Raw genomic sequence first — 25,537 nt, forward strand, 5'->3', positions numbered from 1 at the left:
TCAAGCCTCATTATTAGCTTTGCTAACTATGAGCTGTTCTCTGTACGCTGGCCTACCGCCCGCCCCACCACCCCGTCCGAAATCTTTGGAGGTCGACGCTTGAGGCCCGACGGCACCGGCTGGACCCCGCCCGAGCGACCCGGGAGCGAGACGCCACCGCCCAGGCAGCTGCGCCGCATCCTGACGCTGTTCCGCCCGTACCGGGGCCGGCTCGGGGTGGTCGGCCTGCTGGTCGCCGCCTCCGCCGTGGTCTCGGTGATCTCGCCCTTCCTGCTCCGCGCCGTGCTCGACACCGCGATCCCGCAGGGCCGCACCGGCCTGCTGAGCCTGCTGGTGCTGGGCATGATCACGGCGGCCGTGGTGAACAGCATCTTCGGCGTCGTGCAGACGCTGCTGTCCACCACCGTCGGCCAGCGGGTCATGCACGACCTGCGGACGGCGGTCTACGCCCACCTGCAGCGGATGTCCCTGGCCTTCTTCACCCGGACCAGGACGGGCGAGGTGCAGTCCAGGATCGCCAACGACATCGGCGGCATGCAGTCCACCGTGACCTCCACCGCCACCTCGCTGGTCTCCAACTTCACCTCCGTGGTCGCCTCCGTGGTCGCCATGCTGGCGCTGGACTGGCGGCTGACCGTGGTGTCGCTGCTGCTCCTGCCGCTCTTCGTGTGGATCAGCCGGCGGGTCGGCGGCGAGCGCAAGAAGATCACCACCGAGCGGCAGAAGCAGCTGGCCCTGATGTCCTCGGCGGTCCAGGAGTCGCTCTCGGTCAGCGGGATCCTGCTCGGCCGCACGATGGGGCGCTCCGACTCGCTCTCCCGTGAGTTCACCGAGCAGTCCGACCGGCTGGCCGACCTGGAGGTCCGCTCCAGCATGGCCGGCCGCTGGCGGATGAACGCCATCCAGATCGTGATGGCCGCGATGCCCGCCCTGATCTACTGGGCCGCCGGGCTGGCCCAGGCGGGCGGCGCCCCGATCGTCTCGGTCGGCACCCTGGTCGCCTTCGTCTCGCTGCAGCAGGGCCTGTTCCGCCCCACCATCAGCCTGCTCTCCACCGGTGTCCAGGTGCAGACCTCGCTGGCGCTGTTCCAGCGCATCTTCGAGTACCTGGACCTGCCGGTCGAGATAGCCGAGCCGGCCCGGCCCGTCCACCTGGAGCGGATCACCGGGGAGGTCCGCTTCGAGGGCGTCGACTTCCGCTACGACCCGGCCCAGGAGCGGCCCACGCTGGCCGGTATCGAGCTGAAGGTGCCGGCCGGCGGTTCGCTGGCCGTCGTCGGCGAGACCGGATCGGGCAAGACCACGCTCAGCTACCTGGTGCCGAGGCTCTACGACGTCACCGGCGGCCGGGTCACCATCGACGGCACCGACGTGCGCGAGCTGTCCTTCGAGACGCTCTCCCGGGCGGTCGGCGTGGTCTCCCAGGAGACCTACCTCTTCCACGCCTCGGTCGCCGACAACCTGCGCTTCGCCAAGCCGGACGCCACCGACGAGGAACTGGTCGCGGCCGCCGGGGCGGCGCAGATCCACGACATGATCGCGGGCCTGCCGGACGGCTACGACACCATGGTGGGCGAGCGCGGCTACCGCTTCTCCGGCGGCGAGAAGCAGCGCCTGGCACTGGCGCGGACGATCCTGCGCAACCCGCCGGTGCTGATCCTGGACGAGGCGACCAGCGCCCTGGACAACCGGACCGAGCTGGCCGTCCAGCAGGCGATCGACGCGCTGGCCGTCGGCCGGACGACCATCACCGTCGCGCACCGGCTCTCCACGATCCGCTCGGCGGACCAGATCGTGGTGCTCGACCGGGGGGAGGTCGTCGAGCTGGGAACGCACGATCAGCTGGTGGAGGCCGGCGGGCGGTACGCCGCGCTGCTGCGGCGGGAGGGCTCGGCGCCGGAGCCCAGCGGGGCCGGCCACGGGTGAGGCCGGACCCCGGCACGGGCCTGCGGGGGAGGGCCCGAGGGCTCAGGCGGCCTTGGGGAGCTCGTTGTAGCTGGTCGCGACCTCCTGGCCGGACAGCTCCTGGATGGCCCGCATCACCTCGTCGGTGACCTGCCGGCGGGCCTGCGCCGATCGGGCCTGGCCGTGCAGCTCGGTGAAGCTCAGCGGCTCGCCGAAGCGGACGGTCACCTTGCGCACGCGGGGGATCCGCCGGCCGACCGGCAGGATCTCCTCCGGGCCCTCCAGCGCCACCGGCACCACGGGCACCCCGGCGGTCAGCGCCAGCCAGGCGACGCCGGTCTTGCCGCGGTACAGCCGGCCGTCCAGCGAGCGGGTGCCCTCGGGGTAGATGCCGAAGGCCTTGTCGGCCTCCAGGATCTCCAGCGCCGACTGCAGCGAGGCCTGCGCCGAGCGGTAGGTGCCGCGCTCGACCGCCACCGCGCCGATCGCCTCGAAGAAGCCCCGGGACAGCGCGCCCTTGAGGCCGGTGCCGGTGAAGTACTCGGCCTTGGCCAGGAAGTGCACCTGGCGCGGCGCGGTCAGCGGGATGACCACGCTGTCGATGAAGGACAGGTGGTTGCTGGCCAGGATCACCCCGCCCTTGCGCGGCACGTTCTCCAGGCCCTCGATCACCGGCCGGTAGACCGCCCGGGCGAGGGGTTTCAGCACCAGCTTGGTGAGTAGGTTGATCATGGTCCCTCCCTGGACGAATGACCGGGCCGTGCACCCGGGGGTGAGCGTGCGGAGTATCCGGCTCGTCGGCGGGCCGAGATCAGATCGCAGGGTACGACATGGACCCCGTGACCCGTCCACTCCCGCCGCCTCCCGGCCTGTCGCGCCGCGCCGCCGGTCACCGGCCCCGCGCGGGCCGGCCGGCCGCCGCGCGGGGGCGCGGTCCTCCCCGTCGCGCGCCCGCCCGCCGGACCGGGCCGGGGCCCGGCGGGCGGAGCCAGGGGGCGGGGCGGCCCCGGCGGGGCGGGCCGGTACTGTACGCCAGTCAGCACCACCCAGCACCCACAGGAGGGGATCCATCCCATGGCAGACATCGAGGCGGCCCGCCAGGCCTTCGAGCGTTTCGACATCAACGGCGACGGCCTGATCTCGGCCGCCGAGTACTCCCGCGTCATGGCGGAGCTCGGCGACCCGCACGTCTCGGTCGCGGTGGCCGAGTCCGTGATCAAGGCGGCCGACAGCAACAGCGACGGCCTGCTCTCCTTCGAGGAGTTCTGGGCCTCGCGCCAGCGCTGAGCCCACGCGCGAGGGCCGGTCCCGGAGTCTCCGGGACCGGCCCTCGCGCCGTCCGCCGCCCGCTCCGCGCGCCCGCACCGGACGGCTCACGGGGCGGGACGGGTCACGGGCCGGGCCGGCTCAGGCCAGGTCGGCCGGGAACACCCGGCGCACCACCCGCTCGGCCGCGCCGCCGTCGTCCCACGGGCAGAAGCGCTCCCGGAACCTCGCCCGGGAGTCCGGCTCCGAGTCCCCCGAGAGCAGCGCCCGGGTCAGCCCCTCCAGGTCCGTGGTCACCGCGCCCGGCCGCTCGGCGAACAGGTCGAAGTACACCCCGCGCACCTCCTGGTACTCCTCCCAGTCCGGCGCGTAGACGACCAGCGGCCGGTCCAGCACCGCGAAGTCGAACATCATCGACGAGTAGTCGGTGACCAGCACGTCCGCCGCCAGGTAGAGGTCCTCCACGATGGGGTGCTTGGAGACGTCCCGGATCTCGGCCGCGTCCTCCCCGGTCACCAGGTCGCCCGGCCCGCCGGTGAGGAAGTAGTGGGCCCGCACCAGCAGCGTGAAGTCGGGGCCCAGCCGCCGGGCCAGCTCCTCGACGTCCAGCGGCAGGAACGCGCCCTGGCCCTCCCGGTGCGTCGGCGCGTACAGGACGGCCGTACGCCCTTCGGGCAGGCCGAAGCGCTCGCGCATCGCGGCCACCTCGGCGGGCGTGGTGTTGGCCAGCCGGTCGTTGCGCGGGTACCCGGTGTCGAGCATCTCGTAGCGGCCGGGGAAGGCCCGGGCGAAGTGCTCGCTGGTGTGCGGGTTGGGCGAGACCAGGTAGTCCCAGCGCCCGACCGCCTCGCGCAGCCGGTCGAAGTCCATCCCGTCGGCGGCCACCGGGTGGTCCCGCAGGTCCATGCCCATCATCTTCAGCGGCGTGCCGTGCTGGGTCTGCACGTGCACCGTGCCGGGCCGCTTCACCATCGTGTGCGGGAAGTTGACGTTGTTGACGAAGTACTTGGCGGTCGCCATCGCCTTCAGGTAGGCGGGCGTGTTGAGGATCACGTACGGCACCCCGGCCGGCAGGCCGGCGGCCTGCGCCCGGTTCTCCACCACCCAGACGCCCCGGATCCGCGGTGCCAGCTCCTTCGCCTTCTCGTAGATGGCGGCCGGGTTGCAGCCGTAGCCGCGGTGCCAGTAGGCCGCGTACACCGCCAGGTGCTCGTCCAGCGGCAGCCGGCGGAAGGCGTTGTACGCGGTGAAGCGGGCACCGCTGCGCACCCCGCGGCGCACCGCCGGGGCGACCGCCCGGGCGCCGCGCCTCAGCTCGCGCGGCAGCCGGCCGCCGCGGCGCAGCTCGTCGTACGCGAGCCGGGAGCCGCGGGCGGCGAGCCGGTACTGCAGTCCGCTCGCCCCGCCGGGGAAGCGGTAGCCGGCCGGGCGGTGGCGGGCGAAGTGCTCGGACGTCCGGCGGAAGAACTCCTTGCGCATCGTGGCCGGGACGAGCCCGGGGGAGTCGTAGACGGTGAGCGCCTGCTTGAGGGTCCGCTCGAAGACCAGGGTGCGCAGCGGGTCGGCGGCGTCCATGCCGTGGCGGTCCAGGAAGGCGAAGATCGCGTCGTACTGGGCGAAGGCGTCCGCGTGCTTGGGCGAGGCGGTGCTGGTGATCGCGCCGGGCCGGCCGCGGCGGTAGTAGTAGCAGGAGCGGTCGAGGTAGCGCATCCGCCCGGCGGCGACCAGTGCCGGGTAGGTGACCGAGATGTCCTCGTAGAAGCCGCGGCCGAAGGCGACGCCCAGACCGAGCAGGAAGTCCCGGCGGAAGACCTTGTTCCACACCGACATCACCGCCCGCAGCAGCGCCGGGTGCTCGCGCAGGGTGCCGCCGGCGACCAGCGGGGAGCCGGTGAGCAGGTGGCGCCAGGGGTTGGGCTCGGTGGAGTCGTCCGGGTAGACGTGGGTGAAGCCGGTCAGCAGGATGTCGGCCGGCGCGGCGTCCGCGCGCTCGCGCTCCAGTTCCCGCTCCAGCTCGGCGGTGATCGCGTCGAGCGATCCCTCGGGGAGCCAGTCGTCGCTGTCCACGAACCAGACGTAGCGGCCGGTCGCCTCGGCCAGGCCGGCCTCGCGCGCGCCGCCGAGCCCCTGGTTCTCGGCCAGGTGCAGCACCCGCATCCGGGGGTCGCGGGCCGCGTACTCGTCGAGGATGCCGCCGCAGCGGTCGGGGGACAGGTCGTCGACGGCGATCAGCTCGAACCGGCCGTCGTCGGGCCCGCCGAGGATCGAGTCCAGGCAGCGCGGGAGGAACCGCTCCACGCCGTGGACTGGCAGCACGATGCTGAGGAGGACTGTCACGCTCGTTGGCTCCGCGCTCCGCGAGAGGGCCCCGGCGCGATCCGGCCGGGCCCGGGATTGCTGGGCCGTGTCGGACACGGCCGGGGGGAGGTGCGGGCGGGTCCGTCGCCGGCCACCCGGCGAGCACACTCTACCCAGTGCGGGGCGGTGACCAGGAGTTCCGGGGAGGCGTCGGCGCGGGGTGTGAAGCGGCCGCCGGTGCCGCGCCCGTGCGAGGGCGGCACCAGCGGCCTGGTGGTGGTCCGGCCGACCCTCAGCGGCCGACCACCAATCCGTACACCGCGCCGAGCCGGGCCGCCGCAGCGTCGAGGCAGCCGGACAGTGACTCACTGCGGGTGTCGGAAGTTCCTTCACCTGTCGAATTCAATCGACCGGTCAGGGTGGCGCATCTCTCACCGTCCCTGCTGATAGAGATATTGCTTGTAGGTTTCGGCCACGTCAATCCCCCTGATGTGTTCACTTTCCGAAGCTATAGTCCGAAACACAGACCGGCTGTCGGTGCCCGGTCACCCGCGGTCACCCCGGCCCGGCCGCCGTCCGGTCCGCATCCGCCGGCCCGGGCCCGCGCCCGCCGGCCCGCCCGGCCTGGGACGATCCCCGCCGGGCGGTCCTCGCCCCCGGGTCGCACGCCCGGCGTGCGGCTCCCGGGCCGGGCGCCGGGGCCCTCGCGCCGGGTGGGCCCGCGTTCAGGTCGTGCACCACCACCGATGCGCAGTCGTGACCGGGGCGACAGCCCCTGGTGAGGCGTCAGTTGTCGTCGCACGATACGGTGGCAGAACACCAGGACGGTTGCGCGAAGGCCGTCTGTCACGGATAGTCTTCGCCTCACGGCCCTGGCGCCTCGTAGGGGTGGGAAACTGATGGAACACATGCAAGTGCGGACTCGGCCCCGGGTGCCGGCGATCCAGTGCGGTGTCGGCGCGACCGGCCGTCGGATCGACCACCACCTGACCGTGCTCGGCGCGCCCGCACTCCCGGTGGCAGACGCCGCCGAGGCGCTCGGGCTGATAAGGGAGCTGACACCGCGCGGTGTCAGCACCCCGACCGCGCCGCGGCGCACCGCGCGGGTGTCGCTGCTGGCGCCACTGCGTCGGCTGCGACGGAGCCTCTTCGGCGGACGCGGCTAGCCCGCGCCGACCGGAACCGACCCGATGGACCCCACTGGTCCGTCGGGTCTTTGGCGTACCCGCGGGAGGCCGGCCCGAAGACGTCCGGCCGGCCGGACCGGGAGCCGCGTGGCCGGCCGATCCGGGAGCCGTCCGGCCGGCCCGGAGGGCACCCGGGTGGCTCCCGCCGGGCGCGCGGGCGGGGAGCAGGTGAAAGTTTCCGGAGCACCTGCCCGTCCGGCGGGTCGCACGCCCCCGGTGGGTGAGGATGGCGCCATGGCGGACACCTTCCACACCCTGACCTTCGAGGTCACCACCGGCAACCGCGAGGTCGCCCTCGACATCACCGAACACTGCGCGGTGTTCCTGAACGAGCACGCGGCCGGGCGGGACGGCCTGCTGAACGTGTTCGTGCCGCACGCCACGGCGGGCATCGCCGTGCTGGAGACCGGCGCCGGCAGCGACGAGGACCTGCTGGCCACCCTGCGCGAGCTGCTGCCGGCCGACGACCGCTGGCGCCACCGGCACGGCAGCTCCGGCCACGGCCGCGACCACGTGGTGCCCGGGCTGGTCGCCCCGCACGCGACCCTGCCCGTGATCGGCGGCCAACTCGCCCTCGGCATCTGGCAGTCGGTGGTGCTGGTCGACACCAACCGCGACAACCCCCGGCGGACCGTCCGGCTCTCCTACCTCGGCTGATCACCCCGCCCGCGCCCGGCCGCCCGCGCCCGGCCGCCCGCGCCCGGCCGCCCGCGCCCGGCCGCCCGCGCCCGGCGGGGTGGCCGGGGCCGGGCGGCGTCCGGTGACGGGCCCGCCGGGGTGACTACGCCGGCCCGCCCTGCCGCTGCCGGGTCACCCGGCCCGTACCGCGGCCGCCACCGCGACCAGGTAGCGCTCGATCGCCAGGTGCTGCAGCAGCAGCGCCCCGGCCGGCCCAGCCGGGCGTACCAGGCGCTCAGCCGGGAGAAGGCGGCCACCTCGAACCACACCTCGCCGTGCTCGTCCAGCGACACCACGAAGGACTCCTCGCCCCGCTCGGGGTGGCCCGGCAGCGTCCCGTAGGCGAAGCCGATCCGGTCCGGTTCGTCGACCGTCCAGACCACCCGGCAGGGGATCACCGGGCGGGGCAGCCGCAGGCCCGGCAGACCGAGCCGGATCAGCACCGTCGCCCCGGGTTCGGCCGGGGCGGGCGGGTACACCGCGAAGCCCGTACCCAGCTGGCTGCCCCAGCCGAGCACGTGCCGGCCGGCCCGCTCCAGCACCTCGGGGCCGTGGCCCAGGTGCACCCGGCGGCGCAGGTGGGCGTAGCCCGGCGGCAGCGCGGCCTGCCGGGTCGCGCCGACCTCCGGGTAGCTGGGGGCGGTGGCGCGGGCCGCCCGCAGGCGGCGGCGGAGGTCGACGGGCATGGGGCAACGCTAACCCCGGGCCGGCGAAGGCCGGCGGGCGCCCTCGGCCCCCCCGGTGGCCGGCCGGGGCGGGCGCCCGTCCGTCCGGATCGCGGGACGCACGCCGGGGCCGCCTTGCCCTGCGCCGACCGCCCGGAGTAGGAAGGCGGCATGAGTGACGAGACCCAGCAGATCTGCGCGGTGCCGCCGGTCGACACCGTCCGGGCCCTGACCCACGACCCGGCGCTGACCGGCCCGCGGGCCGACTGCGTGCTGTGCGGTGAGCCCACCGAGCTGCCCGCCGACCAGCCCGGCACCACCCTGTGCCCGGTCTGCGCCTGGCAGGAGGCCCAGCGGATCGCCTGCTCCGGCTGACCCCCGCGCCCGTCCGGTCGTAGCCCGGCATCAACCGATCGGCTGATGCCGGGTCGAGCGGGACGGGCGATGCCGGGGCCGGCCCGGCGGCGGGATTCTCGGTGCATGGCAATCATCGAGGTGAACGGGCTGCGCAAGGCCTACGGCGGCCGGCCGGTGGTGGACGGGATCTCCTTCGCGGTCGAGGAGGGCGAGATCTTCGGCCTCCTCGGGCCGAACGGCGCGGGCAAGACCACGACCGTGGAGTGCGTCGAAGGGCTGCGCACCCCCGACGCCGGCAGCGTCCGGGTGGCCGGGCTGGACCCGGTCGCCGACCACCGGCGGGTGACCGGGCTGCTCGGCGCCCAGTTGCAGGAGAGCGAGCTGCAGGCCGCGCTGACGGTCCGGGAGGCGCTGGAGCTCTACCACGGCTGCTACCCGCGCCCGGCCGACTGGCGGCCGCTGGCCGAGCGGCTCGGCCTCACCGCCCACCTGGACACCCGCTTCGGCAAGCTCTCCGGCGGCCGGCGGCAGCGGCTGTTCATCGCGCTCGCCCTGATCGGCGGCCCCAGGGTCGTGGTGCTCGACGAACTCACCACCGGGCTGGACCCACGCGCGCGGCGCGACACCTGGGAGCTGATCGAGGACGTCCGGGACTCCGGGGTGACCGTCCTGCTGGTCACCCACTTCATGGCCGAGGCGCAGCGCCTCTGCGACCGGGTCGCCCTGCTCGGCGCCGGCCGGGTGGTGGCGCTGGACACCCCGGCGGGCCTGATCGGCCGCAGCGCGGGGGCCACCGTGATCTCCTTCGTCCCCTCCCGCCCGCTCGACGACCGGGAGCTGGCCGGCCTGCCGGGGCTCACCGCCGTCGGGCAGCAGGACGGCCGGGTGGTCGTCACCGGCACCGACGAGACGGCCGATGCGACGGTCTCGCTGCTGGCCCGGCACGGCATCACCGCCCGGCACCTGCGGATCACCGACGCCACCCTCGACGACGCCTTCCTCGACCTCACCGCCCGGGAGGCCTGAGATGACCGCCGCCACTCCCACCACACCTGCCTCGCCCGCCACTCCCGGCGGTGCCCCCGGGCCCGTCGGCCGGCCCGCCGCCGCGTGGCGGGCGGTGCTGCGGGCCGAGGCCCGCCTGTTCCGCCGCGAGCCGCTGGCCCTGTTCTGGATCGTGCTGTTCCCCGCCCTGCTGGTGACGATCCTCGGCCTGGTCCCGGCCTTCCGGCAGCCGCAGGCCGAGCTGGGCGGCCGCCGGGTGATCGACCTGTACGTGCCGGTGGCCGTGCTGCTCGCCCTGATCCTCTCCGGTCTGCAGGCGATGCCGCCCGTGCTGGCCGGCTACCGGGAGCGCGGCATCCTGCGCCGGATGTCGACCACGCCCGTCCGGCCGGGTGCGCTGCTGGCCGCGCAGATCCTGCTGCACGGCGCCGCCGCGCTGGGCTCGGCGGCGCTCTCGCTCACCGTGGGCCGGCTCGCCTTCGGCGTGGCCCTCCCGCGGCAGGCCCCCGGGTACCTGCTGGCGCTGCTCCTCGCCGCCCTCGCCGCGCTGGGGGCCGGCGCGGGAGTGGCCGCACTCTCCCGGACCACCAAGATCGCGAGCGCGGCGGCCGGGGCGGTGACCTTCCCGATGATGTTCGGCGCCGGGGTCTGGATCCCGGTCCAGGCGATGCCGGACCTGCTGCGGAGCATCGTCTCCGGCACCCCCTTCGGGGCCGGCGCCCAGGCGCTCGGGCAGGCGGCCGCCGGGGACTGGCCGAGCTGGTCCCACCTGGGTGTCATGGCACTCTGGGCGGTGGTGCTGACCGGCACCGCGTCCCGCTGGTTCCGGTGGGCGTAGCACGGGGGAGGGACGGGCGGATGACTGCGGGGGTGAGACCCGGTGCCGGGTCGGGTGCCGGGGTCGGGGCCGGGGACGGGGACGCCGGGACGACGGCGGCGGAGCAGGGGTGGGACCGGTTCTTCCGGCGGGGGCCGTACGCCCTGCTGGGCACGGCGGTCCTGCTGGCCGTCGCCACCGGGCCGGTGCTGATGACCCGTGACGAAGGGGCCGCCGCCGGAGTGCTGGTCGCGGCCGCGCTGGCGCTGGAGGTGTGGTGGGGCCGCACCGGCGCCGGCCGTCCCGGACACGACCCGGCCGGCCGGCTCCACTACGTCGTCCGCCTGCTGCTCGCCTTCGCCCTCACCTGGCTGAACCCGTTCTTCGCCGTCTACGCCGTGCTCGGCTACTTCGACGCGGCCCGGCTGCTGCCCCGCCGGGCCGCCCGGCTCGGCGAGATCGCCACCGCCGTGACCATGGCCGGCTCGCAGTCCGGCGGCCTGCCGCCCGCCACGGCGGAGAACTGGATCGCCTTCGGCGCGCTGTTCGCGCTCAACTCCTCGCTGGTGCTGGTCTTCGGCCGGCTCGCCGCCCGGGAGAAGGACAGCGCCAGGGCCCAGGCGGCGGCCATCACGGCGCTGGAGCTGGCCAACGCCCGGCTGGAGCAGGCGCTCGCCGAGAACGCCGGTCTGCACGCCCAACTCCTGCTCCAGGCCAGGGAGGCGGGCGTCGCCGACGAGCGCCGGCGGCTGGCCGCCGAGATCCACGACACCATCGCGCAGGGCCTGGCCGGCATCATCACCCAGCTCCAGGCGGCCGCCGACAGCGCCGGACCGGAGGCCGCCCGGGCCCATACCGAGCGGGCCGCCCGGCTCGCCCGGGAGAGCCTCGGGGAGGCCCGCCGCTCGGTGCACGACCTCGCGCCGGGTCCGCTGGAACTCGGCACCCTGCCACAGGTGCTGGCCGGGATCACCGAGGCCTGGGCCGGCACCACGGCGGTGGCCGCCACCTTCACCGTCACCGGCCGGCCCGAGCCGCTGCACCGCGAGGTCGAGGCCACCCTGCTGCGGATCGCCCAGGAGGCGCTGGCGAACGCCGGCCGGCACGCCCGGGCCGGCCGGGTCGGCGTCACCCTCTCCTACATGGGCGACGAGGTGACGCTCGACGTACGGGACGACGGCTGCGGCTTCGACCCGCTCGCCCGGTCCGGGCGGGGGCCGGCCGGCGCGGCCCGGGCCGGCGGCTTCGGGCTGGTTGGCATGCGGAGCCGGGCCGAACGGATCGCCGGTACCGTCGACATCGAGTCGGAGCCCGGCGGCGGGACGGCGGTCTGCGCCCGCGTACCCTTGGTGCGCCATGGCTGAACGCACCGTCACCCTGCTGATCGTCGACGACCATCCGGTGGTCCGGGACGGGCTGCGCGGCATGTTCGCCTCCGCCGCCGGCTTCCGGGTGCTGGGCGAGGCCGCCGACGGCGTCGCCGCGGTGCTGCTGGCCGCAGAGCTGGACCCCGACGTGATCCTGATGGACCTCCGGATGCCCGGCGGCTCCGGCGTCGACGCCATCGCCGAACTGACCCGCCGTGCGGCGCGCGCCAGGGTGCTGGTGCTGACCACCTACGACACCGACGCCGACACCCTTCAGGCGATCGAGGCCGGCGCCACCGGCTACCTGCTCAAGGACGCGCCGCGGGACGAACTGTTCGGCGCCGTCCGGGCGGCGGCCGAGGGGCGGACGGTGCTGTCGCCCGCCGTCGCCTCGCGGCTGGTCTCGCGGGTCAGGTCACCGGGCAACGACGCCCTGAGCGGCCGCGAGCGCGAGGTGCTGCGGCTGGTGGCCAAGGGCACCTCGAACCGTGCGATCGCCGGGGTGCTGTTCATCAGCGAGGCCACCGTCAAGACCCACCTGACCCACATCTACGGCAAGTTGGGCGTCAGTGACCGGGCGGCGGCGGTCGCCGTCGGGTACGACCGGGGCATCCTCGGCCGAGCCCCGGCCGGCTGAGCCCCGGCCGGTCCGGGGTCCAGGACGTCACGGGTCGGACGTCGGGGGTCGGACGTCGGGCGTCAGGCGTCAGGCGTCAGGCGTCCTCCCGGCCCACCAGGGACAGGGTCGAGCCGTGCCGGTTCTTCTTGACCAGCAACTGGGCGGGGATCCGGGCGCGCAGGTCGGCGACATGGCTGACGATCCCGACCGCGCGGTCGCGCTCGCGCAGGCCGTCCAGCACGTCCATCACCTCCTCCAGGGCCTGTTCGTCCAGCGTGCCGAAGCCCTCGTCGATGAAGAGGGTGTCCAGCGGCATGCCGCCGGCCTCGTCCGTCACCACGTCGGCGAGGCCGAGCGCGAGCGCGAGCGAGGCGAAGAAGCTCTCGCCGCCGGAGAGCGTCGCGGTGTCCCGCTCGGTGCCCGTCCAGGCGTCCACCACCCGCAGCGACAGCCCCGAGCGCTTGCCGCCGGACGTCCGGTCGTCGCTGTGCACCAGGGTGTACCGCCCGCCCGACATCCGCACCAGCCGGTCGCTGGCCGCCGCCGCCACCTGCTCCAGCCGGGCCGCCAGGACGTACGACTCCAGCCGCATCCGCAGCCGGTTCTCGGTGGACGTGCCGGCGGCCAGCGAGGCGAGCCGGCTGATCCGGGCGTAGCCGTCCAGCACCGGGGCCAGCGAGGCGGCCAGCGCGGCCAGCCGCGAGCCGATCCGGGCCAGGTCGGCGCAGCGCTCGCGGGCCGCGTGCTGCGCCGCGGTGGCCCGCGCCAACCGGTCGGTCGCGGCCTGCGCCGCCGCCCGGGCGCCCGCCGGATCGGCCGGCGGGCGGGCGGCGGCCGCCACCAGCTCCGGGGCGGCGAGCAGCCGCTGGGCGGCCGACAGTTCGCTCCGGTGCCGCTCCAGCCGCTGCTGCAGCGCGGCGCGCTCGGCGGGCGGCAGCAGCACCGCGGCCGCCTCCCGCGCGCTGGGGAAGCCGGCCGCGACGGCGGCGCCGGCCAGCTCCTGCTCCGCCTCCTTCAGCCGGGCCGCGGTCTGCGCCCCGGTGCGGGCGGCGGCCAGCAGCCCGGTCACCGAGCGGGCCAGGCCGGCCAGCGCGGCGGCCCGCTCGGCCACCGACCCGGCCTCGCCGCGGGCGGCCGCCACCTGCCGCGCCAGCTCCTGCCGCTCGGTGCGTACGGACTCCAGCCGGGCCGTCCGGACGGCGCTCCGCTCGCCGGCCTCGCGCAGCCGGGACAACTGCTCCGCCTGCTGCCGGGTGAGCCCCTCGATCCGTCCGTTCACCGCGCCGAGCGCGTCGGCCGCGCGCAGGGCGGTGCGGTGCTCCTCGGCCAGCGCCGCCAGCACGCCGGCCAGCTCCTCCGCGCCCTCCTCGCCGGCGGCGCCCGCCGCGGCCGCCTCCTGCACCCGCAGGGCGGTCAGGGACTGGTCGGCGACGGCCAGCCGCTGCTCGGCCTCGGCCTGCGCGGCCCTGGCCCGGTCCTCGTCCTCGGGGCGGACCTGGCCGCCGGCCGGCCGGGCCGGCGCCGGGTGCCCGGGCGAGCCGCAGACCCGGCAGGCCTCGCCGGCCCGCAGCTGGGCGGCCAGCTCGGCCGCCATGCCGGCCAGCCGGCGCTCGCGGACGTCCTGGCTGTGCTCGCGGGCGTCCAGGAAACGGCCGTGCAGACCCAGCCGCTGCTCCTCGGCCCGGCCGATCTCCTCGCGCAGCCCGTCCCGGCGGCGGGCGGCCGCGAGCCGGCCGGTGACCTCGGCCCGGCGGGCGTCCACCTGCTCGACCCTGGCCGCGGCGGCCCGGGCGGCGGACTGCTCCTCCTGGAGGGCGGCGAACCTGGCGTCGAACCCGGCCAGCCACTCGGCCGCGTCCTCGGCCAGCTCCTCGGCGCGGCGCCGCTCGTCCTCCAGCGCCGCCTCCTCCCGGGCCAGCCCGGCGCAGCGCCGCTCCTGGACGGCGGCCGCCTCCAGCCGCACCACCTCGGCGCGCAGCCGCAGCTCGGCCTGCGCCAGCTCCTCGGTCTCGGCCCGGGCCAGCAGCGGGCCGGAGTCGGGCACCCCGTCCGGTCCGTCCGGTCCGTCCGGTCCGTCCGGTCCGTCCGGTCCGTCCGGTCCGTCCGGTCCGCCGGTGCCGTCGGGGCGCGCCGGGCCGTTCCCGGCCGGGAACCGGCCCAGCTCCTCGCGGTGCCGGTGCTCCTCACGCCGGGCGTCCTCGTACGCCCGGGCCGCCGCGTCCCGCAGCCGGAGCACGGCCTCCAGCCCGGCGGCGGCCTGCGCCGCCGCCAGCCGCTCGCGTTCGCCCGCCAGCGCGGAATCCTGCCCGGTCAGCCGGGCCGCCTGCAGCACCGCCTCGCGGTGGCGCCGCTGGTGCTCCGCCAGCTCGCCCGCCGCGGCCTGCCGGTGCTGCGCCTCCTGGTGCCGCTCCCGGGCGCCGGCCAGCGCGCTCTCCGCGACGGCGAGCTGCTCGGCGGCCCCGCTGCGCAGGATCGCCGCCCAGGCCAGCACGCCGGCCGTGAGATCCGCCGGGGCGCCCGGTGCGTCGTCCTCGGCGGGCACCCAGCCGGCGGCGGGCTCGGCGGCCGGGCCGGCCGCCTGCTCGGCCTTGCTGGCCAGGTCGCGCAGCCCGCGCCGGCCGGCCTGCACGGCGGCCTCCTGGGCCCGCCGCCGGTCGGCCAGCCAGCCCTCGACCTGTCCGAACCGCCGGGTGTCGAACAGCCGGCCGAGCAGTTCGGCGCGCTGCGCGGCGTCCGCCCGCAGGAAGCGGGCGAAGTCGCCCTGCGGCAGCAGGACCACCTGGCAGAACTGCTCGCGGCTCATCCCGACCAGGCGGTGGATCTCCTCCCCGGTCTCCTGGTGCGACCTGCTGCCGGCCCGCCAGCCGGGGCTGCCGTCACCGGTGTCGGCCACCCACTCCCGCAGCAGGGTCTGGGCCCGCTCCTTGGTCAGTCCGCCGGCCTTGGTCTTCTTCGGGCGCAGCTGCTCGGGCTGCCGGATGATCTCCAGCCGGCGGCCGCCGAGGGTCAGCTCCAGCCGGACCTCGGTCAGCCGGTTCGGGTCCGCGTGGTCGCTGCGCAGGCGGTTGGCGGTCCGGGCCCCCGGCACCTCGCCGTAGAGCGCGAAGCAGACGGCGTCCAGCACGCTGCTCTTGCCCGCGCCGGTGGCGCCGCGCAGCAGGAACAGGCCGCCGGACGAGAGCGCGTCGAAGTCGACCGTCTCGGTGCCGGCGAACGGGCCGAAGGCGGTGACCGTCAGCTGGTGCAGTCTCATCGGGGCGGCTCCTGCCGGCGGTGGGGTGCGGGCGGCCGGTGCGCCGCGGGACGGCCGGCGGGTGCGGTCATGGCTGGTCCGCCCGCCGGTCGGCGCTCTCGCGGGTGCTCTCGAAGCCCTCGCGCAGCCAGCGCAGCTCGGCGTCGTCGGGCTCGGTACCGGGCCGGACGTGCCGCACGAAGCCCTCGGCGATCTCCAGGTCGGTCCGCCCGCGCACCCTCGACGCGTAGGACCGGGCCGGGCCGGACTCGGTCTCGTCCGGGTCGAAGAGCAGCTGGAGGGTGTGCGGGAAGCGCCGGCGCAGCCGCTCCATCGGCTCGGCCGGGCGGCCCGGGTCGGTCAGGGTGACCTGCACCCAGGACTCCTCGTGCCGGGCGTGGCGCGGGTCGGCGAGCAGCTCCTCCAGCCGCCCGCGCAGGCAGGCCAGCTCCCGGGGGACGGGCGTGTACGCGCGCTCGGCGGTCACCGAACCGTCCGCCGCCAGGTCCACCAGCCACATCGACTTGCGGTGGTCCACCTCGGAGAAGGAGTAGGCGAGCGGGGAGCCGCTGTAGCGCACGTGCGGGGCCAGGGTCTGGCAGCCGTGCAGGTGGCCCAGGGCGGCGTAGTGCACGCCGTCGAAGACCGCGACCGGCACGTTCGCGACCCCGCCGACGGCGATGTCGCGTTCGCTGTCGCTGGGCGCCCCGCCGGTCACGAAGGCGTGCGCCAGCACCACCGCGCGGGTGCCCGCGGGCCGGCCCGCCAGGTCCGCCCGGACCCGCTCCGTCGCGGCGCCGAGGACGGCCGCGTGGCCGCCCCGCTCCAGGCCGAAGCTCTCGCGGACCAGCGCCGGTTCGAGGTACGGCAGCCCGTACACGGCCACCGGGCCGTGCTCGTCGGCGAGCAGGACCGGCGTGGCGCAGCCGGCCGGGTCCGTCCGCAGGTGGATGCCGGCCCGGTCGATCAGGCCGGCGCCGACCCCCAGGCGCCGGGCCGAGTCGTGGTTGCCGCTGATGAAGACGGTGGGGACGCCGAGCCCGGCGAGCCGGTGCAGGGCCCGGTCGAAGAGGGCGACCGCCTCCAGCCCGGGCAACGCCCGGTCGTACACGTCGCCGGCCACCAGCACGGCCTGGACGCGCTCCTCCCGGACCACGTCCACCAGGTGGTCCAGGAAGGCGCGCTGGGCGTCGTGCAGGCTCTCCCGGTGGAAGGAGCGCCCGAGGTGCCAGTCGGAGGTATGCAGCAGTCGCATGGTCCACGACCTTAACCGCAGCCACCGACAACTCGGGGCGGAACGGGCGGGGCGTCCGTCCCGCCGGCCCCGCCGAGCCCCCGTGATCCGTTGCTCTGCGTGGATTGTCAGTGACGCTGTGTATGTTCTCGACTGCCGGACACCCGGGCCTTCCGGGCCGTCCGGCGACCGTGCCGCGCCCGTTCCGGCGGCACGGCCCGGGCGTGCGGCCCGGGTGGACCCGAGGACAGAGGGAGGGCCATGTCCAAGCCCGTCCAGTACCGCCGTCAACCCGACCACCAGCAGCAACCCGAGGACCAGCAGCATCCCGATCGCCGGCGGCAGCCCGAGAGGAAGGGGCAGCCCGGGCAGGGGCGGCGGCCCGGCGAGGCCCGCCGTGCGCCGGCCGCGCCCCGTGGCGGGCGGGCCCGGCGGGATGGCCGGGAGCGCCGTGACCGACGACACGGGCCGGGCCTGGCCGACCGGGGCCCCGGCCGGCCCGCCGACCGCGGCGGACAGCCCGGGTACCCGAAGGGCGGCGGGCCGGGTACGTACGCCGTGGCCGGCCCCGGCGGGACCGGTCTCGGGCCGGCCGGTCCCGGCTCCGGCCGCGGGGGCGGCCCCGGCCCCCGCCCGCGCGGCCGGGGCGGGCCGCGCGGGGGCCCGCCGCCGCAGCCGGTCGCGCTGGCGGTGGCCGCCGACGCCGCCGACTTCGCCTGCCTCAGCCGGTACGGGATGTTCGGCCCGGCGACCTACGAGGCCTACCTGCGGCGGACGGAGAGCCAGCTGCGGGCGCTCCGCGGCCAGGGGCTGGAGGTGCACCTGAGGGTCCTGGAGCCGGCCGACTTCGAGGACTTCTGCGAGGAGTTCGGCCTCGGCCCCGAGGATCCGGCGGCCCGGGTCGCGTACGCCGCCGACCCGGAGCTGGCGGGGGAGCCCTTCGTGTACGGGGGCGAGCGCCTCGGCGAGCTGCTGCCGGCGCTGGTCGAGGACCACCGGGCCCGGGTCCGGATCTCGATCGCCTGCTCGGCGCTGCTCGCCGCGCTGGAGGGGGACGAGCGGCCGGAGCCGAGGCTCACGGCGGTGCTCGGCCACGTCTCGGAGCTGTACCTGGCGCTGGCCGCGGGCGCCGGTGAGGGCTGTCACCTGCTGACCTTGCGCACCTACGGGCCGGAGGACGGCGAGGAGCTGACGGCGGCGGCCGAGGTCTGCGCCGAGGACGGGCGGCTCTTCGTCGGCGGGCGCGAGGCCGAGGCGTTCTGCGTGACGCTGGCGGCCGGCATCGCGGCCGACGGCGCGGGGGAGCTGCTGCTGCACAGCGTCCCGGCGGCGGGCCGGCCGCCCCTGGTCCGCGGCTGGCGGCTGCTGGCCGGTCGGCTCGGGCCGATGACGGTGCCCGAGGTGTTCGCCGCGTTGGCGGAGGACGAGGTGCGGGGCGTCGGGTTGCCGGACGGCGTGGCCGCCCGCCCGGGCTTCCCGCTGCCCGGCCGGCCCGCCGAATGTGGGCCCCGTCGGCCGGCCGGTGGCGGGCCGGGCCGGCCGGGTACGGGTGCGTCGGGTGCGGCTGAGCCCGGAGAGGCGGGTGGGGCCGAGGTCTGACCCGAGGGCGGGGGCTGAACCGGGGCCCCGCCGGGTGGCCGGCCGAGTCCGGCGGGGCGGCCCTGCCGGGCCGGGGCGGGGCGCCGTCCGGCAGGTGCCGCCGCCCGGGTGCCCTGGACGGGGCACCCGGGCGGCCCGGCGGTGGCCCGGCGGTGGCCCGGCGGTGGCCCGGCAGTGGAGTGGCGTGTACGCCACGCGGGAGCCCGGGGGCTGTTCATCGACCGCCTGTTCGGGGAAGATTCGTGGAAGATCAACAGTCGGAGCGCGCGGCGGCCCCACCCCGCCCGCTCCGCAGGCCCATGCAGTGCACCGGGACGCGGACGGCCGCGGACCCGGCGGGCCCCGGCACCGGAGGGGGGACGAATGGGCCGCATCGAGTACAGCGTGGAGATCGCCGACCTGCTCGGCCGCGTACGGCGCCGGCCCCCCGCCGGCTGGCCCTGGCGGCCGGGTGAGCCGGTCCCGCCGGGGCTGACCGTCAAGCAGTCCTGGGGCTGGCTGTTCGCGCCGGACGGCCGGGTGCTGACCCTGGTGAACCCCCGGGACGGCATCGTCAGCCTGCCCGGCGGCTCGCTGGAGCCCGAGGACGAGGGCGACCCGGGGGCGGCGCTGGCCCGTGAGGCGGGCGAGGAGGCGCAGGCCGTGATCGGGCGGCCGCACTACCTCGGCTACCTCTACGACCGGGTCGGGTCCGCGAACGGCGGGCACGAGTGCGCGCGGGTCCGGATGGCGGCGGCGCTGCGGGCCGTCGGGCCGACCGTCCCGGACCCGGCCTCGGGCCGGCACTACCGGCGGCTGCTGGTCGCGCCGGGCCTCGCGGTGGAGCTGCTCGGCTGGGGCCCGGCCGGCCTGCGGCAGGCCCGCACGGCGGTGGCCGTGGCCGTCGAGCACCTCGGCGTGCCCGCGGCCGCCAACGAGGCCATCGAGGAGCTGCCGGTCCTCGGCGGCCCGGTCTTCCCCTTCGGGGGCTGAGTCCGGGCCCGTCCGGTCCGTCCGGCCGGCCGGCCCGCCGCGTCCGGCCTGTCTGCCCGTCCGGTCGCCGGTTCGTCGCGCCCGTCGGCCCGGCCCTGGGCCCGCCCGTCGGCACCTTCCGGCTGCCGGTTCGGCTCGTCCGTACATCTGCTCTTCCGGTTGTCCGTCCGGCTGTCCGTCAGGCGGCCGCTCGTCCGTCCGTCTGCTCGTCCGTCCGCTCGTCCGTCCGGGCGACGGACGGGAGTTCGCCTCCCGGGGCGGTGCGCGGGGGTGGGACCGGTGCGACGCGCCGTGGGGGTCCGTGCCGCTGCCGGCGGCCCTGAGCAGCGCAGTTCCCTTGCGGAGTGGCCCAGTTCACCGGTGCGTCGTGAGACGGTCCGTCAATATCTTTGGCATGAGCGCTTCCTCTACACGCTACCGCCTGGTATCACAACTGTGACCCTTGTCACTCATGTGGAGGTGCCATGCGCCCCGCTCGTGCAATGTCCGTCGCCACACTGGCGGTTCTCCTCACCCTGGCCAGCCTTTTCGTCGCGTCGCCCGCCAGTGCGGCCGGGGTGCGGTACGCCGCCCTCGGTGACTCCTACTCCGCCGGCGTGGGGGCCGGCAGCTACACGAGCGAGAGCGGCAGCTGCAAGCGCAGCACCAACTCGTACCCCTACCTCTGGAAGAACGCCCACGCGCCCTCGGCCTTCGCCTTCGTCGCCTGTTCGGGGGCGAGAACCGGTGATGTGCTGAACAACCAGCTGTCCGTGCTGGACGCGAGCACCACGCTGGTCAGCATCAGCGTCGGCGGCAACGACGCGGGCTTCGCGAGCACCATGCAGACCTGCGTGCTCGACTCCGAGACGGCCTGCCTGAACGCGGTGGCCACCGCGAAGAGCTACGCGACCAACACGCTGCCGGCCCAGCTCGACAACGTCTACGCCAAGATCCACGCCAAGGCGCCCAACGCGCACGTGGTCGTGCTCGGTTACCCGCACCTCTACAAGATCGGCGGCAGCTGCATCTTCGGGATCGGGGACACCAAGCGGGCCGCCATCAACAGCGCGGCCGACACCCTGGCCGACGTGACCGCCAAGCGGGCGGCGAACGCCGGCTTCAGCTACGCCGACGTGCGGAGCGCGTTCACCGGCCACGAGATCTGCGCGAGCGGCACGGTGTGGCTGAACAGCACGGTGCTCCCGGTCGACGAGAGCTACCACCCGAAGGCGGCCGGCCAGTCCGGGGGCTACCTCCCGGTGTTCTCCGCGGCGGCCTGACCGGAACGGATGACCAGAAGCAGCTGCACGCGGCTCATCTGATCGTCCGACATTTGCACCGCTCGTCCGGCCGGAACCGACCGGACGCCCCGGCCCCCGCCGGCCGGCCCTCCCTGGAGGAGCCCGCCGGCGGGGGCCGGGGCACGAGGTGGGCGGCGGCCCGGTGCGGGCCGCCGCCCCGCCGTCAGTGCAGGTACTCGGTGAGTCCGGCCGGCCGCAGGCCGGCGGCCCGGGCCGCCGCCAGGGCCCGCTGGAGGTCGGCCGCGAGGGTGTCGGTGAAGTGCATCAGCACCACGTCACCGGCCTGCAGCGGTCCGCCGTGCCAGACGTTGGAGGCGCCCCAGCTGAAGTCCGCCGTCGCCGTCACGACCGTGCGGATGCCGCAGTTGGCCGCGGCCTGCAGGGTGTCGGCGTTGAAGGCGAGGTACGGCGGGCGGAACACCGTGGTGGGCGTCCCGTAGACGCGGGCGGCCGCGTCCCGGGCGTCGCAGATCTCGGCCTGCTGCTCGGCGAGCGGGAGCGTGCTGAGGTCCCGGTGCGAGACGCTGTGGTTCTGCACCGAGGAGCCCGGTACGGCGGTCACCCGCTTGAAGAAGTCCGGTTCGAAGCCGGAGGGCATCGGCAGCGGGAAGGCCGTGATCGGCAGCTTCTCGGCGGCGATGACCTGCTCCGCCTCCGGGGTGCGCTGCCAGCCGTCGTCGACGGTGAAGAAGACCACGTTGTCGGTGGTCGGGACGTTCCAGGTGGCCCGGGCCGGCGCGGGGGCCGGGCCGTCGACGCGCACGTCGTCCGCCGCGAACGGCCCCTGGCCGTACCAGCCGTGCAGGTAGAGCCGGACGGAGGAGACGCCGGCGCCGGTGGTGAAGCTGGTGGTCAGCCGCTGCCACTGGCCACCGGTGTTCTCCACCCAGGACGGCGCCACGTCGTGACCGGTGCCGGTCGCGCCGAGGAACACGTACGCGCCGCGGACCCAGGCGGAGACCGTGTACGTGGTGGCGGGGAGCACCGAGACGGTCTGGGCGCACTCACCGGTGGAGTCGCCGGTGGCCGGGGTGACGGACAGGGCGGAGTCGCCGGTGTGCGCCTGCCCGGTGCCGGCGACGGCCTCGCCGGCGCCGCAGCTCCAGCCCGGGATCGCGCCCCAGTCGGCGAGCGGGAGGGCCGGGATCTCGAATCCCGGGTTGGTGGCCAGGTTGACGGTGGGGACGGGCTCGGCCGAGGCCTGGGCGGTGGGTACCGCGAGTCCGAGGGCGGCGAAGGCCGCGCTCGCGGCGCACGCCGCGAGACGACGCAGGGGTCTGGACACCGGAGTTCTCCTGTGTGGGGGATGCGCCGGGAAGGGGCGCGCGTAACAGGGGGACGCTCCCCGAGGGACGGGAGCCGTGGCGTGCCGCACTCAGGCCGTGCCAAACAATGGACTGGACCAGACGGTCCGTCAAGAGCCGGACGCGCGGCGTGACAGCGGGCCCGGCGGGGAGCGTCGCCCCCTCCGGCGGCACCGGACCGACGGACGTCGGGTGCTTCCGCCGGCCGGTCCGGATCAACCGGCCTCCGGTGCTTCCGCCGGCCGCTCCGGAGGCGGAGAATGAGGGGTCGTCGTCCCGTAGGAGGTCAGGGTGTTCCGCCGCTGGTGGTTCATCGGCCTGCTGCCCGGCCTGGCGGAGGGGCGTCCGGCCCGCGGCGGGCGCGTCCCCAAGGAGCGGCAGGAGCTGGTGCTCCGCGAGTGGGAGGTGCTCCGTGACCGGCTGACGCGGTTCGCCGCCGAGCGGGTCGCGACGGCGGGCGAGGTCTTCCGGGCCGCCGAGCTGGACCTGCCGCCGGAGGAGGGCGCGGCCCGGCGGGAGTACCTCTGGGCGCTGGACGCCTACCAGGCCGCCGGGAAGCTGCTGGACGAGGCGGCGGACCTCCCCGACCTGACGGCGGCGGTGGTGCTGGCCGAGCGGGCCGTTGAGCGGCTCGCGGCGGCCCATGCCGCGCACGCCGGCCGCCGGCCGGGCCCGCCGGTGCTGCGCTGCTTCTACAACCCGCTGCACGGCGCCGTGCCGGCCGCCCCGCCCAAGCAGTCCAACAAGGCCCGCCGGCGCCCCCGGCTGGGCGCCCGGGAGGCGGCCGCCGACCGCAGGCCCGCCTGCGCCGCCTGCCGCCGGGCGATCATCGCCGGGCAGCCCCCGGACGTCCTGCCCGCGCTGCTCCCGGCCGGCGCCACCGGGCGCCGCTCACCGGGCGTGCTGGTGCCCTACTACGCCGTCCCGCAGCAGTGGTCGCCGTGGTCCGCCACGGCCTGCGGCGCGTACGGCGAGGACGGGCCGGCCCTGGTCCTGCGCGGGGAGCACCGCCGCCGCCCCCCGCGCGGCCGCCGCACCCGTCCGGGCGCCACCGGCCGGCCGGACTGACCGGCCCGCCGGGCCACCCTTCGGCCGGGCCACCCTTCTGCCGGGCCCCCGCCGGCACTGACCTCGCGCGCCGCCGCGGATCCGGCCGGCTCAGGGTTGGCAGGAGAACGGTTGCCTCCCGGTGGCCTCGCAGACGGCCGTCCCCGCGGCGAGCTGCGTCTCGACCGAGCTGCCGCTCCGGCTCGACTGCTCCGCCGCCGCCTGCGCCTGGACCTTCGAGCTGGGGGAGAAGCAGTCGTGGTGCCGCGTGATGACGTCGGCCGCCGCTCGCGCCTGGAGCTGTCGCCGGGCACCGGCCTGGCCCGGCTTCAGCCGCTCGTCGACGGAGCCGTTCGCCACCCGGCTCGCCTCCGCGCAGGACGGTCCGTCGGAACCGGTGCTGCGCGCACCCACCGCGCGGCCGTCGCCGGCCAGGACGACGGCTCCGACTGCGGCCGGGGCGAATGTCCAGGGTCTTCTCATGCCCGGCACCGTAGGGCCGGCCGGGCGCCCGCGGACAGGGAATTCCGGGACCGGCGGCTCCGTCCGGAACCGCCCCCGCAACCGGCCCGCCGGACCGGCTCTAGGCCGTGTCTGACAATTCGCGGCGGATCAGCGCGCGTCGTTGGGCGCCCGGCTGGGCGTGCGCCCGCATCGTCCTCGTACTTGGCCGTACTCGGGCGATTCGGGCGTGCGTCCAGGCGGGATGCCCGGCGTCGCGTGCCCGGCGGGAATTGTCAGACACGGCCTAGGGCGAGTACAACTCCTCGATGTCCTCCGCGTACCGCTCGGTGATCGCCGCCCGGCGCAGCTTCAGCGACGGGGTCATCAGGCCCAGCTCCAGGGTGAACTCCCGGGGGAGCAGCCGGAAGGCGCGGATCGACTCGGCCCGGGAGACGGCGGTGTTGGCGGCGGCCACGGCCCGCTGGATCTCGGCGTGCAGCTCCTCGTCGGCGAGCACCCCCCACTCGTCAAGCTGCTCGCGGCCGTGCGTCTTCAGCCAGTGCGCCAGCGCCGGGCCGTCCAGGGTGATCAGCGCCGCGACGTACGGGCGGTCGTCGCCGACCACCAGGCACTGGGAGACCAGCGGGTGGGCCTGCACCCGCTCCTCCAGGCTGCTCGGCGCGAGGTTCTTGCCGCTGCTGGTGACGATCAGGTCCTTCTTGCGGCCGACGATGCTGAGGTAGCCGTCCTCGTCGAGGTGGCCGAGGTCGCCGGTGGCGAGCCAGCCGTCGTAGAGCGCCTCGGCGGTACATCGCGGGTGGTTGAGGTAGCCGCCGAAGACCATCGGGCCGCGCACCCACACCTCGCCGTCGTCGGCGATCGACACCGCGGCGCCGGGCAGCGGGAGCCCGACGGTGCCGAACTTGGCCCGGCCGGGCGGGTTGGCGGTGACCGCCGCCGAGGTCTCGGTCAGGCCGTAGCCCTCGTAGAGGGTCATCCCGGCGCCGGCGAAGAACAGCCCGAGGTCCCGGCCGAGGGTGGACCCGCCGGACATCAGGTTGCGGACCCGGCCGCCGAGCACCGCCCGGAGCCGCTGGTAGACCGTCCGGTCGTAGGCGGCGTGCCGCAGCCGCAGCCGGGGGCCGGGGCCGGGCCCGTGCCCGAGCGCCTTCTGCTCGCGGGCGGCGGCCCATTCGACGGCCACCCGGGCGGCCTGCTCGAAGAGTTCGGCCCGCCCGGCCTCCTCGGCCGCCCGCCGGGCCTGCTGGTAGATCTTCTCCAGCAGGTACGGCACGGCGATCAGCACGCTGGGCCGGTAGGCGGCCAGTGCGGGCAGCAGGCTGTCGGTGCTGATCTCCGCCAGGTGCCCGAGCCGGATGCCGCCGCGGACGGCCGCGATCTGGGCGACCCGCCCGTACACGTGGGCCATCGGCAGGAAGAGCAGGGTGGAGGGCGGTTCGGAGCCGGAGTCCTGGAAGACCTCGTGCCAGCCGTCGAGCAGGGTGTCGGCCTCGACGGCCAGGTTGCCGTGGGAGAGCAGGCAGCCCTTGGGCCGGCCGGTGGTGCCCGAGGTGTAGATGACGGTGGCGACGGTGTCGGGGGTGACGCCGAGGCGCTGGCGGTGCACCAGGGAGTCGGGAACGCCCCGGCCGTCCTCGGTGATGGCCCGGACGCAGTCCTGGTCGAGCTGCCAGATCCCGTTCAGGTCGGGCAGCGCGTCGCAGACCGCGCCGACGGTCATCGCGTGGTCCTCGTCCTCCACCACGCAGGCGACCGCCTGCGTCTCGGCGAGGATCCAGCGGACCTGCTCGGCGGCCGAGGTGGGGTAGACCGGGACGGAGATCGCGCCGATGGACCAGAGCGCGTAGTCGAAGAGGGTCCACTCGTAGCGGGTGCGGGACATCAGGGCGACCCGGTCGCCGTACCGCACGCCGCGGGTGAGCAGGCCCTTGGCGAGGGCGAGCACCTCGTCCCGGAAGCCGGCCGCGGTCACTTCCCGCCACTGCTCGGAGCCGGCCGCGCGGCGGGCCAGCTGGACCAGTCCGGGGGTGCGTTCGGCGGTGTCGTAGAGCGAGTCGGCGAGTCCGCCGGAGGCGGTGGCGGGCGCGGCGGTGCTGGTGGACTCGCGCACGTTCCCCCCGATTTCCGTGACGGCTTCGCCTGCCGGGGCCCGAGCGGGCGTCCGGTGCGGCGGCGCTGTGGGACGGGCAGGTGGGAGCGAAGGTATCGGATTGCCGTGTCACTGCCCAGGGCTGTAG

The 25,537-nt window shown here is 75.9% G+C and carries 21 protein-coding genes; 13 read left to right on the forward strand and 8 right to left on the reverse strand.

Annotation, left to right across the window (positions count from 1 at the left end):
* Positions 1-99 precede the first annotated feature (99 nt).
* Positions 100-1,926 (forward strand): ABC transporter ATP-binding protein, encoded by a 1,827-nt coding sequence (locus tag IE329_RS05645; RefSeq protein ID WP_190209684.1) that lies wholly within the window; start codon positions 100-102, stop codon positions 1,924-1,926.
* Positions 1,927-1,968: 42 nt separating this feature from the next.
* On the opposite strand, the gene IE329_RS05650 is transcribed toward IE329_RS05645, so the two are convergent.
* Positions 1,969-2,637: a lysophospholipid acyltransferase family protein gene (locus tag IE329_RS05650; protein WP_073922656.1), complete on the reverse strand. Its 669-nt coding sequence runs from the start codon at positions 2,635-2,637 to the stop codon at positions 1,969-1,971.
* Between the two features lie 342 nt (positions 2,638-2,979).
* Between IE329_RS05650 and IE329_RS05655 the strand changes: the two genes are divergently transcribed.
* Positions 2,980-3,192 carry an EF-hand domain-containing protein gene (locus IE329_RS05655; RefSeq protein WP_190209685.1) on the forward strand — a complete coding sequence of 71 codons (213 nt, stop codon included), beginning with the start codon at positions 2,980-2,982 and terminating at the stop codon, positions 3,190-3,192.
* Between the two features lie 120 nt (positions 3,193-3,312).
* Here the strand turns inward: IE329_RS05655 and IE329_RS05660 are convergent, their stop codons facing one another.
* Positions 3,313-5,508 (reverse strand): bifunctional glycosyltransferase/CDP-glycerol:glycerophosphate glycerophosphotransferase, encoded by a 2,196-nt coding sequence (locus IE329_RS05660; protein WP_190209686.1) that lies wholly within the window; start codon positions 5,506-5,508, stop codon positions 3,313-3,315.
* Between the two features lie 860 nt (positions 5,509-6,368).
* Between IE329_RS05660 and IE329_RS05665 the strand changes: the two genes are divergently transcribed.
* Positions 6,369-6,635 carry a hypothetical protein gene (locus IE329_RS05665; RefSeq protein ID WP_073922653.1) on the forward strand — a complete coding sequence of 89 codons (267 nt, stop codon included), beginning with the start codon at positions 6,369-6,371 and terminating at the stop codon, positions 6,633-6,635.
* A 255-nt stretch (positions 6,636-6,890) separates the two neighbouring features.
* Entirely contained in the window at positions 6,891-7,313 is a 423-nt protein-coding gene (locus IE329_RS05670; protein ID WP_190209687.1) for a YjbQ family protein, read from the forward strand.
* Here IE329_RS05670 and IE329_RS05675 read toward each other — a convergent pair.
* Positions 7,301-8,020, reverse strand: coding sequence for a DUF1990 family protein (locus IE329_RS05675; RefSeq protein WP_190209688.1), 720 nt, complete (start codon positions 8,018-8,020; stop codon positions 7,301-7,303). The genes IE329_RS05670 and IE329_RS05675 overlap by 13 nt on opposite strands.
* Positions 8,021-8,170: 150 nt before the next feature.
* On the opposite strand from IE329_RS05675, the gene IE329_RS05680 reads away from it, so the two are divergent.
* The 5 genes from IE329_RS05680 (at position 8,171) to IE329_RS05700 (ending at position 12,182) form a co-directional block, all read left to right on the forward strand.
* Positions 8,171-8,374, forward strand: coding sequence for a hypothetical protein (locus tag IE329_RS05680; RefSeq protein WP_073922650.1), 204 nt, complete (start codon positions 8,171-8,173; stop codon positions 8,372-8,374).
* Positions 8,375-8,479: 105 nt separating this feature from the next.
* The gene (locus IE329_RS05685; protein ID WP_190209689.1) at positions 8,480-9,382 is read left to right on the forward strand and encodes an ABC transporter ATP-binding protein; all 903 of its coding nucleotides are present in this window, start codon (positions 8,480-8,482) and stop codon (positions 9,380-9,382) included.
* 1 nt (position 9,383) lies between these two features.
* Positions 9,384-10,199, forward strand: a complete 816-nt coding sequence (locus IE329_RS05690) for an ABC transporter permease (protein WP_190209690.1) — start codon at positions 9,384-9,386, stop codon at positions 10,197-10,199.
* A gap of 20 nt (positions 10,200-10,219) precedes the next feature.
* On the forward strand, positions 10,220-11,542 hold the full coding sequence (locus IE329_RS05695) for a sensor histidine kinase (RefSeq protein ID WP_190209691.1): 1,323 nt from the start codon (positions 10,220-10,222) through the stop codon (positions 11,540-11,542).
* Complete coding sequence (locus tag IE329_RS05700; RefSeq protein ID WP_190209692.1) at positions 11,535-12,182, forward strand: response regulator; 648 nt, start codon at positions 11,535-11,537, stop codon at positions 12,180-12,182. The genes IE329_RS05695 and IE329_RS05700 overlap by 8 nt, the downstream gene beginning before the upstream one ends.
* Before the next feature lie 76 nt (positions 12,183-12,258).
* On the opposite strand, the gene IE329_RS05705 is transcribed toward IE329_RS05700, so the two are convergent.
* Entirely contained in the window at positions 12,259-15,417 is a 3,159-nt protein-coding gene (locus IE329_RS05705) for an AAA family ATPase (RefSeq protein WP_190209693.1), read from the reverse strand.
* 67 nt (positions 15,418-15,484) lie between these two features.
* A complete protein-coding gene (locus tag IE329_RS05710; protein ID WP_190209694.1) occupies positions 15,485-16,651 on the reverse strand; it encodes an exonuclease SbcCD subunit D in 1,167 nt (388 codons plus the stop codon).
* 669 nt (positions 16,652-17,320) lie between these two features.
* Between IE329_RS05710 and IE329_RS05715 the strand changes: the two genes are divergently transcribed.
* The 3 genes from IE329_RS05715 (at position 17,321) to IE329_RS05725 (ending at position 20,463) form a co-directional block, all read left to right on the forward strand.
* The gene (locus IE329_RS05715) at positions 17,321-18,229 is read left to right on the forward strand and encodes a hypothetical protein (protein WP_190209695.1); all 909 of its coding nucleotides are present in this window, start codon (positions 17,321-17,323) and stop codon (positions 18,227-18,229) included.
* Positions 18,230-18,592: 363 nt separating this feature from the next.
* On the forward strand, positions 18,593-19,201 hold the full coding sequence (locus IE329_RS05720) for an NUDIX domain-containing protein (protein WP_190209696.1): 609 nt from the start codon (positions 18,593-18,595) through the stop codon (positions 19,199-19,201).
* Between the two features lie 464 nt (positions 19,202-19,665).
* Complete coding sequence (locus tag IE329_RS05725; protein WP_190209697.1) at positions 19,666-20,463, forward strand: SGNH/GDSL hydrolase family protein; 798 nt, start codon at positions 19,666-19,668, stop codon at positions 20,461-20,463.
* 184 nt (positions 20,464-20,647) lie between these two features.
* Here IE329_RS05725 and IE329_RS05730 read toward each other — a convergent pair whose 3' ends face one another.
* On the reverse strand, positions 20,648-21,769 hold the full coding sequence (locus IE329_RS05730; protein ID WP_190209698.1) for a polysaccharide deacetylase family protein: 1,122 nt from the start codon (positions 21,767-21,769) through the stop codon (positions 20,648-20,650).
* Positions 21,770-22,079: 310 nt separating this feature from the next.
* Between IE329_RS05730 and IE329_RS05735 the strand changes: the two genes are divergently transcribed.
* A complete protein-coding gene (locus IE329_RS05735; RefSeq protein ID WP_190209699.1) occupies positions 22,080-22,856 on the forward strand; it encodes a hypothetical protein in 777 nt (258 codons plus the stop codon).
* Between the two features lie 90 nt (positions 22,857-22,946).
* Here IE329_RS05735 and IE329_RS05740 read toward each other — a convergent pair whose 3' ends face one another.
* Positions 22,947-23,318 carry a hypothetical protein gene (locus tag IE329_RS05740; RefSeq protein ID WP_190209700.1) on the reverse strand — a complete coding sequence of 124 codons (372 nt, stop codon included), beginning with the start codon at positions 23,316-23,318 and terminating at the stop codon, positions 22,947-22,949.
* A 265-nt stretch (positions 23,319-23,583) separates the two neighbouring features.
* Entirely contained in the window at positions 23,584-25,410 is a 1,827-nt protein-coding gene (locus tag IE329_RS05745; RefSeq protein ID WP_190209701.1) for an AMP-dependent synthetase/ligase, read from the reverse strand.
* Positions 25,411-25,537: the final 127 nt, after the last annotated feature.

The organism is Kitasatospora indigofera (assembly GCF_014655955.1).
Taxonomy (GTDB): domain Bacteria; phylum Actinomycetota; class Actinomycetes; order Streptomycetales; family Streptomycetaceae; genus Kitasatospora; species Kitasatospora indigofera.

Coding starts and splice junctions, on each gene's coding strand:
- IE329_RS05705 (WP_190209693.1), bottom strand. CDS start 15,417: ATGAGACTGCACCAGCTGACGGTCACCGCCTTCGGCCCGTTCGCCGGC.
- IE329_RS05700 (WP_190209692.1), top strand. CDS start 11,535: ATGGCTGAACGCACCGTCACCCTGCTGATCGTCGACGACCATCCGGTG.
- IE329_RS05655 (WP_190209685.1), top strand. CDS start 2,980: ATGGCAGACATCGAGGCGGCCCGCCAGGCCTTCGAGCGTTTCGACATC.
- IE329_RS05695 (WP_190209691.1), top strand. CDS start 10,220: ATGACTGCGGGGGTGAGACCCGGTGCCGGGTCGGGTGCCGGGGTCGGG.
- IE329_RS05720 (WP_190209696.1), top strand. CDS start 18,593: ATGGGCCGCATCGAGTACAGCGTGGAGATCGCCGACCTGCTCGGCCGC.
- IE329_RS05650 (WP_073922656.1), bottom strand. CDS start 2,637: ATGATCAACCTACTCACCAAGCTGGTGCTGAAACCCCTCGCCCGGGCG.
- IE329_RS05690 (WP_190209690.1), top strand. CDS start 9,384: ATGACCGCCGCCACTCCCACCACACCTGCCTCGCCCGCCACTCCCGGC.
- IE329_RS05670 (WP_190209687.1), top strand. CDS start 6,891: ATGGCGGACACCTTCCACACCCTGACCTTCGAGGTCACCACCGGCAAC.
- IE329_RS05725 (WP_190209697.1), top strand. CDS start 19,666: ATGCGCCCCGCTCGTGCAATGTCCGTCGCCACACTGGCGGTTCTCCTC.
- IE329_RS05740 (WP_190209700.1), bottom strand. CDS start 23,318: ATGAGAAGACCCTGGACATTCGCCCCGGCCGCAGTCGGAGCCGTCGTC.
- IE329_RS05710 (WP_190209694.1), bottom strand. CDS start 16,651: ATGCGACTGCTGCATACCTCCGACTGGCACCTCGGGCGCTCCTTCCAC.
- IE329_RS05680 (WP_073922650.1), top strand. CDS start 8,171: ATGAGTGACGAGACCCAGCAGATCTGCGCGGTGCCGCCGGTCGACACC.
- IE329_RS05675 (WP_190209688.1), bottom strand. CDS start 8,020: ATGCCCGTCGACCTCCGCCGCCGCCTGCGGGCGGCCCGCGCCACCGCC.
- IE329_RS05685 (WP_190209689.1), top strand. CDS start 8,480: ATGGCAATCATCGAGGTGAACGGGCTGCGCAAGGCCTACGGCGGCCGG.
- IE329_RS05665 (WP_073922653.1), top strand. CDS start 6,369: ATGGAACACATGCAAGTGCGGACTCGGCCCCGGGTGCCGGCGATCCAG.